11 protein-coding genes are annotated in these 13,973 nt (G+C 68.8%); 6 read left to right on the top strand and 5 right to left on the bottom strand.

Annotation, left to right across the window (positions count from 1 at the left end; all coding sequences use genetic code 11):
* Positions 1 to 384: 384 nt before the first annotated feature.
* A complete protein-coding gene (locus BN1056_RS13910; protein WP_210582206.1) occupies positions 385 to 1,383 on the bottom strand; it encodes a sugar phosphate isomerase/epimerase family protein in 999 nt (332 codons plus the stop codon).
* A gap of 75 nt (positions 1,384 to 1,458) precedes the next feature.
* A complete protein-coding gene (locus BN1056_RS13905) occupies positions 1,459 to 2,658 on the bottom strand; it encodes a Gfo/Idh/MocA family protein (RefSeq protein WP_210582204.1) in 1,200 nt (399 codons plus the stop codon).
* A 335-nt stretch (positions 2,659 to 2,993) separates the two neighbouring features.
* Here BN1056_RS13905 and BN1056_RS13900 point away from each other — a divergent pair, with 335 nt between their 5' ends.
* Positions 2,994 to 4,043: a LacI family DNA-binding transcriptional regulator gene (locus BN1056_RS13900; protein WP_210582202.1), complete on the top strand. Its 1,050-nt coding sequence runs from the start codon at positions 2,994 to 2,996 to the stop codon at positions 4,041 to 4,043.
* A 65-nt stretch (positions 4,044 to 4,108) separates the two neighbouring features.
* On the opposite strand, the gene iolG is transcribed toward BN1056_RS13900, so the two are convergent.
* The 3 genes from iolG to BN1056_RS13885 all read right to left on the bottom strand — a co-directional run bounded on the left by iolG (position 4,109) and on the right by BN1056_RS13885 (position 7,282).
* Positions 4,109 to 5,098, bottom strand: a complete 990-nt coding sequence (gene iolG / locus BN1056_RS13895) for an inositol 2-dehydrogenase (RefSeq protein ID WP_210582200.1) — start codon at positions 5,096 to 5,098, stop codon at positions 4,109 to 4,111.
* Positions 5,099 to 5,300: 202 nt separating this feature from the next.
* On the bottom strand, positions 5,301 to 6,377 hold the full coding sequence (locus tag BN1056_RS13890; RefSeq protein ID WP_210582198.1) for a transaldolase family protein: 1,077 nt from the start codon (positions 6,375 to 6,377) through the stop codon (positions 5,301 to 5,303).
* A 158-nt stretch (positions 6,378 to 6,535) separates the two neighbouring features.
* Positions 6,536 to 7,282, bottom strand: coding sequence for a GntR family transcriptional regulator (locus BN1056_RS13885; protein WP_210582196.1), 747 nt, complete (start codon positions 7,280 to 7,282; stop codon positions 6,536 to 6,538).
* Between the two features lie 273 nt (positions 7,283 to 7,555).
* Between BN1056_RS13885 and iolC the strand changes: the two genes are divergently transcribed.
* The 5 genes from iolC to BN1056_RS13860 all read left to right on the top strand — a co-directional run bounded on the left by iolC (position 7,556) and on the right by BN1056_RS13860 (position 13,883).
* Complete coding sequence (gene iolC, locus BN1056_RS13880) at positions 7,556 to 8,545, top strand: 5-dehydro-2-deoxygluconokinase (protein WP_210582194.1); 990 nt, start codon at positions 7,556 to 7,558, stop codon at positions 8,543 to 8,545.
* 12 nt (positions 8,546 to 8,557) lie between these two features.
* Positions 8,558 to 9,436: a Cgl0159 family (beta/alpha)8-fold protein gene (locus tag BN1056_RS13875; protein WP_210582192.1), complete on the top strand. Its 879-nt coding sequence runs from the start codon at positions 8,558 to 8,560 to the stop codon at positions 9,434 to 9,436.
* A complete protein-coding gene (gene iolB / locus BN1056_RS13870; RefSeq protein ID WP_210582190.1) occupies positions 9,433 to 10,320 on the top strand; it encodes a 5-deoxy-glucuronate isomerase in 888 nt (295 codons plus the stop codon). The genes BN1056_RS13875 and iolB overlap by 4 nt, the downstream gene beginning before the upstream one ends.
* 81 nt (positions 10,321 to 10,401) lie before the next feature.
* A complete protein-coding gene (iolD, locus tag BN1056_RS13865) occupies positions 10,402 to 12,309 on the top strand; it encodes a 3D-(3,5/4)-trihydroxycyclohexane-1,2-dione acylhydrolase (decyclizing) (RefSeq protein WP_210582188.1) in 1,908 nt (635 codons plus the stop codon).
* An 80-nt stretch (positions 12,310 to 12,389) separates the two neighbouring features.
* Positions 12,390 to 13,883: a CoA-acylating methylmalonate-semialdehyde dehydrogenase gene (locus BN1056_RS13860; protein WP_210582375.1), complete on the top strand. Its 1,494-nt coding sequence runs from the start codon at positions 12,390 to 12,392 to the stop codon at positions 13,881 to 13,883.
* Positions 13,884 to 13,973 lie beyond the last annotated feature (90 nt).

Raw genomic sequence — 13,973 nt, 5'->3', positions numbered from 1 at the left:
TGCGTCTCGACGTCGAGTGTCGGTGCGCCGCGGGCGGCCGTAGCGCATCGGACCTAAGTCTGCCCCAACCGGCGCGGTCTTGGGGGCCGCAGAGGCGGGCGGCTGGTGTTTATGTCCGACTTTTTGGTCACGTGGCGGGAGGGGAGGGGCCGGCGTGAGCGGGAGAGACGGGCCGGCGGCGGGTGGGAGGAGGGAACGAAGGCGCGGTCGGGGCCGGTGAGGGCTGCCGAGGTGCGAGGGCCGCGGGGCACAAGCCGAGGCAGCCTCCTCCCGCCCGCCGTTCCTACCCGGCCTGTGGCGGCCGAGGTCCGCGGCTACCGCCCGCCCAGGAGAGCGGGAGGGAACCGCGAGCCGCGTATGAAGCGGTCAGAAGCGGACCGTTGCTTAGAGCTTGGCGGCCGCCGCAAGCAGGTTCGTGGCCGAGAGCTGCAGGCCCTCGACGTTTCCGTACTCGGCGTCCTCGTGCTCGATGTTGACGTTCATGTCCGGGTTCACCGCGGCGATGGCGCGCAGGAACTCGGCCCAGTAGTCGGTGTCGTGCCCCAGGCCGAGGGCGACGAACCGCCAGGCCGGGTCCTGCGGCCAGGCGGTGCACCAGTAGCCGTAGGCCGTCGGGGTCTTGTCCTCCGCCTCGGCGGGGACATGGCCGAAGTCGGTGTCCAGCACACCGCGGTAGGCGACGCCGGGGAAGATCTTGGTGTCCTTGGCGTGGACGTGGCCGACCAGGCTCCCCAGCCGCTTGGTGGCGGCGATCGGGTCCATCTGCTGCCAGAACAGGTGCGAGGGGTCCATGTTCACCTTGATGTTGGTCGCCCCGGTCTCCTCTACCAGCCGTTCGAAGGCGGGGATGTTGAACACGAGGTTGCGCGGGTGCAACTCCAGGCAGACCTGTACGTCGTTGTCCCGGGCAAGGGCGTCGATCTCCTTGAAGAAGGGCACGACCACGCTCCACTGGTAGTCGAGGATCTCCATGTCGATGCCGTTCCACGGGTTGACGACCCAGGTGGGGTACTTCGCCGTCGGGTCGGTTCCGGGCGTGCCGGACATGGTGACGATCTCGCCGACGCCGAGCAGACCCGCCAGCTTGATGGCGCTGCGGATGTCCTCGGCGTGCTTGATGCCCTCGGCGGGCAGCGGCGACGTGGGGTTGCCGGAGGTGTTCAGGCCGGACAGGCGCATGCCGCGCTCGGCGAAGACGCCCAGGTAGTCGTCGCGTGCCGCCTTGGAGGCGAGAAGCGCGTCGACGGGGCAGTGAGGGGAGGGGATGAACCCGCCGACGTTGACCTCGGCGCCGGTCAGACCGGCCTCCTTGAGGACGTCGAGGGCGGCCTCCAACGGCCGGTCGGACAGGCAGGCGGTGTAAGCGCCGTAGTTGAGTGCCATGACTGGTTCTCCTTGTTGTGTGTTGGTTCTGGCGAATGGTCTTGTGCGGGTGGGCGCAGGCCGGGCGGGTCCGGCCTACTGGTTGAGGTGGCTGAGGTCCACAGCTGCGCCGCCGTTGGCGGCGGAGGTGGCGACGGCGTCGGCAATGCGCATCTCCCGGTAGCCGTCGGCGAAGGTGGCGCACGGGGGGAGGGCGCCATCGGTGACGCCGGCGACCTGCTGGAGGAAGGCGTAGGCCTGGTAGGTGAACTGCTCGATCTGGGTCAGGCCGACCCCGCCGAAGGCCATGGAGGAGCCGCGCTCGAAGTAGGGGAAGGCCGGGTTCACGAGCACCTGGCGGGCGCCGCCCAGGCCGGCGGGCGAGTTCACGTCGTCGAGCTTGATCTCGCCGCAGCGGGCCAAGTCCCAGGAGGCGCGGCCCTTGGTGCCCAGCACGTCCAGCATCATGGCGTTGGGCATGTTCCAAGCCACGCGTGAGCAGGAGAAGGTGCCCACCGCGCCGCTGGCGAAGTGGCCGGTGAAGGTGGCGACGTCGTCGTTGGTGACGTCGGCCAGCTCCACCTCCGAGGTGTCCAGGGCGGTGCTGCGGGTGACATGCCCCTTGGCGACGGGGCGCTGCTTGATGGAGGTCATCATGGCGCCGCCGGACACGGACACCAGCGGCCCGCAGATGGTTTCGGCGGTGTCGATGAGGTGGCTGCCGACGTCGCCCAGTGCGCCGGAGCCCATGGGGCCGGAGTAGCGCCAGGCCATCGGCGTGTTGGGGTCGACGCCGTAGTCGCACCAGTAACGGCCCTCGAAGTGGTTGACCTCCCCCAGGTGGCCCTCATGGACCAGCTTGGCGATCTCGGCGATGGCGGCGTTGCGGCGATAGGTGAAGCCGACGGCGGTGACGGTGCCGGCGGACTGCTCGGCCTCGGCCATGGCCCTGGCGGACTCCAGGGTGTCCGCCAGGGGTTTCTCGCACAGGACGTGCTTGCCGGCGCGGATCATGGCCTCGGCGATCTCGCGGTGCAGGGCGTTGCCCACCACGATGGAGACGATGTCGATGCTCGGGTCGTCGGCGATGTCGCGCCAGTCGGTGACGGCCTTCTCGTAGCCGTAGCGCTCGGCGGCGTCCTTGGCGAAGGGCTCGTAGGCGTCGGCGATGGCCGCCAGCCGAACCTTGGGCAGACCCAGGTCGTAGACGGTGCCGACCTGACGCCAGGCGTTGGCGTGGGTGGTGCCGGCCATGCCGGCGCCGATGACGGCCACTGACAGGGATGTATTGCTCATGGTGTGTCCTCGTTGACGGGTGGGTTGTTGCTGGTGGGCGTCCGTGACCTGCCGTGGGCACTGGAGGTGGCTGCCCGCTCAGTAATTCACGCGCGTGAATCAGCGTCTTCAGTATGTTTGTAGCGGGGTGGAGGAGTCAAGGGGTTGGGCCGATGAACTTCGAGTTCGTCCGGACAATCGCTGTCGGCCTGGTGTTGGCCGGGATCGGCGTGTCGACGTCTGCAAGCGGGCGGTCCGCGGCGCCGTCCCGGCTTCGGCGGGGCTCATAGAATGCTGGCCGGGTGCCGCCCGCCACGGTCGGCATCGGCGAGGGAGGCGTGGGAGAGGAGCCGCTGATGTCCGCCGACCGCGTACCGCGCGTAACCATAGCCATGGTCGCGGCCCGGTTAGGGCGCTCGGCCTCCACCGTCTCGGCGGCGCTGAACGGGGTGCCGGGCGTAGCCGCCGATACTCGGGAGGAGATCCTGAGGGTCGCCGACGAAATGGGCTATGAGGCTGATCCGCGCGCACGCCTGCTACGCCGCAGTCACTCCGGGCTCATCGGAGCGAGCTTCGCCGTCGGGCAGGCCTTCCAGGGGCTGATCGTGGACGGGCTGTATCTCGCTTGTGCCGCCCTTGACCACTCGCTGGCGCTCGCAGCCGTCACGCCGCACCGCGGCGGTTCGGAGGGGCTGCGCTCCCTGCTCGCCGACCACTGCGAGGGGCTGGTCCTGGTGGACCCGGCGATCCCCGAGGATGTGCTTGCCCGGGCGGCGAACCGCGTGCGCATCGTGGTCGTGTGCCGTACCACCGCCGTCGCGGGCATCGACGAGGTGCGGTCGCGCGACGAGCTTGGAATCGCCGCCCAGGTCGACCATCTGGTCGCACGCGGCAGACGCCGCATCGTCTACATCGACGGCGGCGACGAGTCCGCCTCGGCGGTCCGCACCGCCGCGTACCGCGCCGCCATGTCCGCTCACGGCCTGGCGGAGGCGGTGCGGGTGCTTCCCGGCGGTGCCGATGAGGATGCCGGCGCCGGCTGTGCCGCGGTGCTGGCCGAGGAGCCGACACTGCCCGATGCCGTCATGTGCTTCAACGACCACGCCGCGGTCGGGGCGCTGATGGAGCTGCGGCGGCGAGGGGTTCGGGTGCCCCGGGAGATCGCCGTCTGCGGCTACGACGGCATTCCCGTGGCCGCGTCCTCGGCCTTCTCCTTGACCACGGTTCGCCAGGACGCCGCGCTCATAGCCGAGACGGCGGTGCGGGCGCTCCTGCGGCGTGTGCATCCCGGGGCGGACGACGACGGGGCCTGGCTCCCGGACGGCGTTGTACGCGAGGCCCGCGCGCAGGGCGGGTGGTCCTACCTGGTTACCCCGGAGCTGGTCGAGCGCGACTCGACGGCGTGACCGGGCCGCATCCGCGATGATGCGGCCCGGTCACTCGGGCACGGGCGCGTGGGCCGGGTTGGATATCAGGCCAGGTGCACCGGGCTGCCGGTGTTGGCGGACTCGGTGGCGGCCTCGGCCAGGCGCAGTGCGGCAACGGCGTCGGCGATGCCGGTCGGGGGAGTCGTGCCTGCCTCGACCGCCTCGATGAAGGCTGACAGTTCCAACCGGTAGGCGTCCGCGTAGCGCTCCAGGAAGAAGTCCAGGTAGGGCTCCTGGGCGTCGGTGACCTCGGCGTTGGACAGGCGCACCGTGTGCGCGCGGACGTTCTCGGCGAACAGTGCGCCGTCCCGGCCGGAGGCCTCCAGGCGCTGGTCGTAGCCGGAGGCGCAGTGGCGGTTGTTGATGATCGTCGCGACGGCGCCGCTGGCGGCCTTGAGGGTGACGACGGCGGCGTCGAAGTCGCCGGTCGCCGCGATGGCCGGGTCCAGGTGCTGGCCGACGGCGTGGACCTCGACGATGTCGCCCAGGAAGAAGCGGGCGGTGTCGAAGTCGTGGATGGTCATGTCGCGGAAGATGCCGCCGGAGACCTTGATGTACTCCGCGGGCGGGGCCGCCGGGTCGCGGGAGATGATCGTCAGCTGCTCCAGTGCGCCGATCCTCCCCTCCTGGACCGCGGCGTGCACGGCGGCGAAGGATGGGTCGAAGCGCCGGTTGAAGCCGAACATGACCGGGGTGGTGATGGCGTCGAGCTCGGCGCGGGCCGCCTCCACGTCCTTCATGTCCAGGGCGATCGGCTTCTCGCACAGGACCGCCTTTCCGGCCTTTGCGGCGGCCAGCAGGTGGGGAATGTGTAGCGGTGTGGGTGAGCCGACGACGACGGCGTCGACCTCTGCATCCGCGAAGACCTCTTCGGCGTCCTTGCAGGAGCGGGCTCCGTACTGGGCTGCGAGCTTCTCGGCGGCGTCGCCGAAGGGATCGCACACCAGGGCGAGCCTGGCCTGGGGGTGGGCGGCGACGGTGCCGGCGTGGACGTGGCCGATGCGGCCGGCGCCGATGATGGCGATATTGAGCATCTCAGAGCATCCTTGTTCTTGAGTGGGCAGTGGAGGCTGTATTGGTCAATGGCCGGTGCGGGGTCAACCGGTCCGCATTTGACCGGACAATATGGTAGCGCGCGTTAGCGGTGGGCGCACTCGCGCGGCAGTGAAATTGTGAAACGGGGGTAAAGCAGTTCCGGGCACCCCTTGATCGCCGGGGCGCCCGGAACTTTAGGACTTATGGCTGGGGCATGATGACGTCGCGCACCAGGGCGTCCAAATCAGCGTCGGCTTGGAGGAAGCCGCGCAGCGTGCGGCGGGTGGCGCCGTAGGAGTCGAACTCCTCCGGCGTCATCCCGTCGGGCTCGTAGGCGCGTACGAAGTCGGGGATCGACATGAGGGTCTTCATGATCTCCGGGGCCACGGGCACCTCGATTCGCGGCTCAACCTTGTAGTCGGAGTCGTTGATGAGCTTCTGCCACTTGAAGGGCGGGGAGACCACCAGGTCGCCGCCGACCAACTCGGACCAGTGCATGACGTTGCGGAAGGCCGCAGACAGGACGCGAGCGCGCAGGCCGCGGGACTGGAACTCCTGGTAGGCGCGCTTGAGCGCGGCCACGCCGCCCCACTCCAGGTGGCCGGGGTCGATGAACAAGTTGTCCCGCTTGGCGACGATCTTGAGCCAGTCGTCGAGACGACCACCCATGATGGTTACGACCGGGCCCATGGTGGCGACGTCCTTGCCCTCGGCCTCGCGGCGCTTGAGTCCGCGCTCGATCGCCTCGCCGGCGGTGACGGCCTGCGGTACGGAGAAGGAGACGGTCACGTTGACGGACACGCCACGGTAGGTGGCGTCCTCGATGGCCTTGATGCCGGTGGCGGTGGCGGGGATCTTGACGATGATGTTATTGGCGAGCTTGGAGAACTCCTCGGCCTGGTCCGCCAGAGCCTTGGCGGAGCGGGCCAGGCGCGGGTCCGTCTGCATGGACAGGCGGCCGTTGCGGCCCTTGTGCTCCTCGAAGATCGGCTCCAGCAGCTTGGCGGCGTCAATGCTCAGCTCGCGCACCACCTGCCAGCCGATCTCGGACTCGCTGGCCTCGGGCATCTCCTCGGCGAGCTCGGCGATACGGGGGAGCCAGCGCTCCTTCTTCTGGTTGATGCAGGTGTAGGCGATCGTCGGGTTGCAGGTGGCGCCTACACCGCCGAAGGAGATGGACTGGCTCAGCTCGTCGGGGTCGGCCGAGTCGTTCCACAGGGCCGTGGGGGTGGTCCGGGAGGCCTCGAGAAGGGGGCCGGGGGTGTATTCGATGCTCATCGGCGTGCTCCTGGGTTTTGTGTGGGCCACCGGCATCCTCGGCAGCGTGGCCCGTTGGGGCAATTCAAACCCTCCGCCACGCCACTGTCAAGGGTTTGTACTGACAAATTTGGTTCGGCGGGGCGATGAAGTGTGGGGTGGGAGTGCCGATGCGTCGGTCAGCCGGTGAACAGGGAGGTCTCGAAGGAGTAGCGCGAGGCGCGGTAGATGTGGTCGCCGTATTCGATCACGCGGCCCGCGGCGTCGTAGGTGGTGCGTTTGGCCGTCAGTAGCGCGGCGCGACGACGCTCGTCCAGGGCGTCGGCCTCCTTGGTGGTGGCGTTGCGTGCGCCGATGACCTGTCGGGCGGTCGCGGGAACGATTCCGCGCGAGCGCAGCAGGTCGTACAGGCCCGCGTGCTCCAGCTCCTCGCGGGTCGGCGCGATGCTTGCCGGCAGCAGGTTCTCCATGAGCGCGATCGGCTCGCCGTCCGCGCTGCGCAGGCGGCGCATATGGGTGACCTCGGTGCCCGGTTCGACTTCCAGCTGCTCGGCCTCTTCTTCGGTTGCGGGATGCGTGGTGTACTCCAGCAGTTCGGTGGAGACCTTGTGGCCGGCGGCGGTCAGGTCGGACAGCAGGCTGGACAGCTCCATCGGGCGGCGCACGTGCGGGGAGGCGACCACTGTGCCGGCGCCGCGACGCCGTGAGACCAGTCCGCGGTCGGCCAGGGACTGCAGGGCTTGGCGCGCGGTCGGGCGTGATACCTGCAGGCGGCGCGCCATGGAGACCTCGTCCTCGATGCGGGTCCCCGGTGTCAGCTTGCCCTCAAGAATGAGTGCTCCGAGGGCCTCCGCTATCTGGGCGTACAGCGGAAGCTCACTGGAGCGATCGATGGTGATCTCTGGTTGGAAGGGCGTATCCGACATGCAGGCTCTCTGAAAGAGGTGAAGGTTGTGAACATGGTACGGCGCCGGGGTGGCGCGTGGAGTGGCAACGGGGAATCGACTTCAACTCGTTCGGGTCGCGGGTGTGTCCATGAGTCGGTGCAGGCGGGTGTGGGCATCTGTGGAGTCCGAGTCGATTTGTTCGGACAAACCCCTTGACTGTGGGGTGAGTCATGAGGCACGCTTCTCGCAGCGGGCCCTCGCGGGCGCCGGTTGTGCGCCCCGCCCCGATGATGTGGAAAGGGAGACACCATCATGACCGCTCCGTCGAGCACGCCGCCACTCGATGTCCTTACAATCGGACGCTGCGGAATCGACATCTACCCGCTTCAGGTCGGCGTCGGCCTGGAGGAGGTGGAGAGCTTCGGCAAGTTCCTGGGCGGAAGCCCAACCAACGTGGCCGTGGCCGCCGCGCGCTACCGCCACCGCTCCGCCGTGATCACCGGGGTGGGCGACGACCCTTTCGGGCGCTTCGTCTGCTCGGAGATGCGCAGACTCGGCGTCTACGACGACTACGTCGTCACCAAGGCCGACTTCAACACCCCGGTCACCTTCTGCGAGATCTTCCCGCCGGACAACTTCCCTCTGTACTTCTACCGTGAGCCCTCCGCGCCGGACCTGGAACTGACCGAGGACGACATCCCGGGCGACGCCGTCCGCGACGCCGCCATCTTTTGGATCTCCGCCACCGGACTGAGCAAGGAGCCCTCACGCAGTGCCCACCACACGGCCCTGGACCTGCGGGCGCGCAAGCGGCACACCATCATCGACCTCGACTACCGTGCCATGTTCTGGGACGACGAGGTCACCGCCCACCGCGAGGTCGCCGCGGTCCTGCCCAAGGTCACCGTGGCGATCGGCAACCGCGAGGAGTGCCGCGTAGCCGTTGGCGAGACCAATCCCGACAAGGCGGCCGACGCACTGCTGGACGCCGGCGTTGAACTGGCCATCGTCAAGCAGGGGCTGGAGGGGACGCTGGCCAAGACGCGCGACGAGCGCGTCGAGATCCCGGTGACACCCGTGGTCACCAAGAACGGCCTGGGTGCCGGGGACGCCTTCGGCGGGGCCGTCTGCCACGGGCTGCTGTCCGGCTGGTCGCTGGAGAAGACCATCTTCGCCGCCTCCACGGCGGGCGCGATCGTCTCCTCGCGGCTGGAGTGCTCCACGGCTATGCCCGCCGAGCCCGAGTTGCTCGCCCTCATGCGTACGCACCGCGAGCTCGTGCCCGCCCTCAAGGACCTGTGAGGAGGAACCATCATGTCCGATACTCCGTTGACCGATCAGATCGTCGCCGTCCGCACCCACGAGCCCGAGCGCATCGCCCAGGCGCTTGCAGACCGTCCCCGCGGCACGCTGCCCGACGGCGACGGCAAGCTCATGATCATCGCCTGCGACCACCCCGCCCGCGGGGCGCTCGCCGCCGGTACCGACCCCACGGCCATGGCCTCGCGCGAGCAGCTACTCGCCCGCTGCGTGACCGCCCTGTCGCGGCCGGGCGTGAACGGCTTCCTCGGCACTGCCGACCTGATTGAGGACCTGGCCCTGCTGGGCGCCCTGGACGGCAAGCTCGTCTACGGGTCCATGAACCGCGGCGGTCTGGCCGGCGCCTCCTTCGAGATGGACGACCGCTTCACCGGATACGACGCCGCCGGCGTGGTGGCTGCGGGTCTGGACGGCGGCAAGATGCTGCTGCGCGTCAACTACTCCGACGCCGGCACCGCCGCTACGCTCGCCGCCTGCGCCAAGGCCGTCGATGCTCTGGCCGAGCGCCACGTCATGGCGATGGTCGAGCCCTTCATCTCGCGCTGGGAGTCCGGCCGGGTGGTCAACGACCTCAGCCCCGACGCCGTGATGACCTCCATGGCCATCGCCTCCGGGCTGGGGCGCACCTCCGCCTACACCTGGCTCAAGCTGCCGGCAGTGGATGACATGGAGCGCGTCATGGAGGCCTCCACCCTGCCCGCCCTGATCCTGGGCGGCGCCGTCGCCGCCGACGCCGACGCGGCTCGGAAGTCCTGGGCGCGCGCCCTCGCCCTGCCCACCGTCAAGGGGCTGGTCATCGGCCGGTCCCTCCTGTTCCCCCCGGACGGCGACGTAGCCGCCGCCGTAGACAACACCGTAGGACTCCTCGCATGAACAACACCGCCCTCACCACCGCTGACATCTACGTGCCCGCCGGCACCTCCGGCCACGACACCCTCACCGTCGACGTCGACCCCGCCCGTGCCGGCTGGACCTACTCCGGGCTGCGCGTATGCGTGCTCGCCCCGGAGCGCTCCACCACGTTGGAAACCGGCGAAAGCGAACTGCTGGTGCTGCCCCTGGAGGGAGCCGCCACCGTCCTGGTGGATGGTCGGAGCTATGAGCTCGCCGGCCGGACCGGCGTGTTCGAGGAAGTCACCGACTACCTGTATGTGCCGCGCGGCAAGACCTTCACCCTCACCTCCCACGGGCGTGGACGCTTCGCCCTGCCCGCCGCCGTGGCCTCCCGGGACCTGCCGGTGGCCTACTACGGCCGCGACCAGGTGCGCACCGATCTGCGCGGCGCGGGAGACTGCTCCCGCCAAGTGAACAACTACGCGCTGAACAACGGCGTGGAGACATCGCACCTGCTGTGCTGCGAGGTGCTCACCCCCGGGGGCAACTGGTCCTCCTACCCGGCTCACAAGCACGAGGTCGCCTCCGCCGACGAGCGCGAACTGGAGGAGATCTACTACTTCGAGATCCGCACCGCTCCGGACGGCACCCCCGGCTTCGGGCTGCACCGCACCTACTCCTCCAGTCCGGATCGCCCCATCGACCTGTGCACCGAGGTGCACCAGGGTGACGTCGCCCTGGTGCCCTACGGCTACCACGGGCCGTGCGTGGCCGCACCCGGCTACGACATGTACTACCTCAACGTTATGGCCGGCCCGGCCGAGGATCTGGTCTGGCTCGCCCCCGACGACCCCGCCCACCACTGGATCCGCGGCACCTGGGAGGACCAGGAGGTCGACCCGCGGCTGCCCATGACCCACTGAGCCGTTCGTCGGCACCCCATTGTTGAAATTCTCAAGACAACCCAAGAACGTCCAAGTCGACACAGAAGAGAAGACAGACACATGAGCAACGAAGCCTATGCAGGCACCATCCGCCTGACCGTCGCCCAGGCGACCATCCGTTTCCTGTCCAACCAGTACTCCGAGCGCGACGGTGTCGAGCAGCGGCTGATCGCCGGGGCCTTCGGAATCTTCGGACACGGCAATGTCGCCGGCATCGGCCAGGCACTCTTGCAGAACGAGGTGGCCCCCCTGGAGGGCGAGGAGCCGATGCCCTACATCATGCCCCGCAACGAGCAGGGCCAGGTGCACGCCGCGGCCGCCTACGCCAAGACGAAGAACCGGCTGCAGACTTACATGTGCACCGCCTCCATCGGCCCCGGCTCGCTCAACATGGTCACCGGTGCGGCCCTGGCCACCACCAACCGCCTGCCCGTGCTGCTGTTCCCCTCCGACCAGTTCGCCACCCGTGTGCCCGACCCGGTGCTCCAGCAGCTGGAGGATCCCACCACCCTGGACATCACGGTTAACGACGCGTTCCGGCCCGTGTCCCGGTTCTTCGACCGCATCAACCGCCCCGAGCAACTGATCCCCTCGCTGCTGAACGCCATGCGCGTGCTCACCGACCCGGCCGACACCGGCGCCGTCACCATTGCCATGCCCCAGGACGTGCAGGCCGAGGCGCACGACTGGCCGATCGAGTTCTTCCGCAAGCGCGTGTGGCACGTGCGCCGCCCCGTGCCCGAGCCGGCCGCCCTGGAGCGCGCCGTCGCGCTCATCCGCGGCGCCAAGCGGCCGCTGTTGATCGCCGGCGGTGGGGCCATCTACTCCGAGGCCTCAGAGCAGCTGCGCGCCTTCGCCACCGCCACTGGCATCCCGGTGGCCGACACCCAGGCCGGCAAGGGCGCGATCAACTTCGACCACCCCTGCGCCGTCGGCGGCGTGGGCTCCACCGGTGGCGACTCCGGAAACCACCTGGCGGACAAGGCCGATCTGATCATCGGTGTGGGCACCCGCTACTCCGACTTCACGACTGCCTCAAAGACTCAGTTCAAGAACCCCGAAGTCAAGTTCGTCAACGTCAACGTCGCCGCCTTCGACGCCGCCAAGGAGAGCGCCGAGATGGTCGTGGCCGACGCCCGCGAGGCGCTCGTGGCCCTGACCGACGCCCTGGCCGACTACCACGTGGAGCCGGCCTACACCGAGGAGATCGCCCGCGAGCGGGAGGCCTGGTTCGCCGCCACCGACAAGTGCTACCACCTGGGCCACGAACCCCTGCCCGCCCAGACCGAGGTCTTCGGCGCCCTCAACGAGCTGCTCGGGGACGAGGACGTGGTCATCAACGCCGCCGGCTCCATGCCCGGTGACCTCCAGGCCCTGTGGCAGGCCAAGACCCCCATCCAGTACCACGTCGAGTACGCCTTCTCCTGCATGGGCTACGAGATCCCGGCCGCCCTGGGCGTCAAGCTCGCCCGGCCGGACAGCGAGGTCGTCTCCATCGTCGGCGACGGCACCTACCAGATGCTCCCCATGGAGCTGGCCACCGTGGCCCAGGAGGGCATCAAGGTCATCTACGTGCTGCTGCAGAACTACGGCTTCGCCTCCATCGGCTCCCTTTCCGAGTCGCACGGCTCCCAGCGCTTCGGCACCAAGTACCGCCAGCGCGGGCGGGGCGGCCACCTGCAGGACGAGGACAAGATCGCCGGCGTCGACATCGCCGCGAACGCCGAGTCCTGGGGCCTGAAGGTCTACCGGGTCAGCACGATCGCGGAGTTCAAGGAGGCCTACGCGCAGGCGCATGCCGGCGAGGAAGCGGCGATGATCCACATCGAGACCGACCTGTACGGCCCGAACCCGCCCGCCTCCTCGTGGTGGGACGTGGTGGTCTCCAGCGTCTCCAACCTGGAGTCCACGCAGAAGGCCTACGCGCAGTACGTCGAGGACCGCAAGCCGCAGCGCCACTACCTGTGAACGGCGGCCCCAGTATCGGAAGAACACCTGAACAAGATCCCAAGGAGTCAGTGATGACACAGAGCACGTCAGCGTCCGGCCTGCGGACCATTACGCACTGGGTTGACGGCAAGCCCTATGAGGGCAGCCCGATCGGCCGCTTCCCGGTGGAGAACCCGGGCACCGGCGAGGTCGAGGCCGAGCTGCTGCAGGCCTCCGACGCCGACCTGGACTACGCCGTCGAGGTGGCGACCCGGGCGCAGAAGGAGTGGGCCAAGTACTCACTTGCCAAGCGCACCGCCGTCATGTTCCGCATGCGCGATCTGGTCCTGGAGCACCAGGATGAGATGGCCAGGATGATCGTGGCCGAGCACGGCAAGAACTACTCCGACGCCATTGGGGAGATCCAGCGCGGCCGGGAGACCCTCGACTTCGCCACCGCGATCAACCTCGCCCTGAAGGGGGAGTACTCCTTCGACATCTCCACGGGCGTGGACATTCATACCCTGCGTCAGCCGGTCGGCGTGGTCGCGGGCATCTGTCCCTTCAACTTCCCGGCCATGGTGCCCATGTGGATGCACCCGATCGCCATCGCCACCGGCAATGCCTTCATCCTCAAGCCGGCCTCCATGACGCCGTCGGCGGCGCTGCTGACGGCCGAGCTGTACAAGGAGGCCGGCCTGCCCGACGGCGTGTTCAACGTGGTCTCCGGTAACCGGAAGATGGTCACCAAGGTGCTGGAGCACCCGGGTATCAACGCGATCTCCTTCGTGGGCTCTACGCCGGTGGCCCATATCGTGCAGGACACCGGTGTCACTCACGGCAAGCGGGTGCAGGCGCTCGGCGGAGCCAACAACCACGCCATCGTCATGCCCGACGCCGATCTTGACTTCGCCGCGCAGCACATCTCCGCCGCCGCCTTCGGCGCCGCCGGTGAGCGCTGCATGGCCCTGCCGGTCGTCGTCGCCGTAGGGGGGATCGGTCCTGACCTGGCGCAGCGGGTCAAGGCCCATGCCGAGAAGATCAAGGTCGGCTACGGCATGGACGAGGGCGTGGAGATGGGGCCGGTGATCGACACCAAGTCCAAGGAGAACATCATCGGCCTGATCAATGAGGGCGAGTCCAAGGGCGGCGACGTCGTCCTGGACGGGCGGGGCCTGGTGGTCCCCGGCCACGAGAACGGGCACTTCTTGGGCCCCACCATCGTTGACAACGTGCCGCTGGACTCCGAGCTGTACCGGCAGGAGGTGTTCGGCCCGGTGCTGTCGATCGTGCACGCGGACAGCTATGACGAGGCCATCCGGATCGTCAACTCCTCGCCATACGGCAACGGATCGGCGATCTTCACCAACGACGGCGGAGTGGCCCGGCGCTTCCAACTGGACGTCGAGGCCGGCATGGTGGGCATCAACGTGCCCATCCCCACTCCGGTTGCGTACTACTCCTTCGGCGGGTGGAAGGAGTCCCTGCTCGGGGACACCCACATCCATGGTCCGGAGGGCGTGAAGTTCTACACCAGGGCCAAGGCGATCACCTCCCGCTGGCCCAGTGAGAAGACCTACGCCGCCACCATGTCCTTCCAGCGCGAGGAGTAGCCCACGAACGCGGGGCGCGGTCCCTGTGCGTGCGCCCCCGCAGCGGCCTGCTGCTGCGGGGGCGCGCCGTTTGCCCGCCGGTTCGCGGGG

Origin of the sequence: Actinomyces succiniciruminis (assembly GCF_900002405.1) — a bacterium.
In the GTDB taxonomy this organism is placed as follows: Bacteria; Actinomycetota; Actinomycetes; order Actinomycetales; family Actinomycetaceae; genus Actinomyces; species Actinomyces succiniciruminis.
The sequence above is the reverse complement of the archived record's forward strand: the minus strand, read 5'-3'. Positions and strand labels throughout refer to the sequence as shown.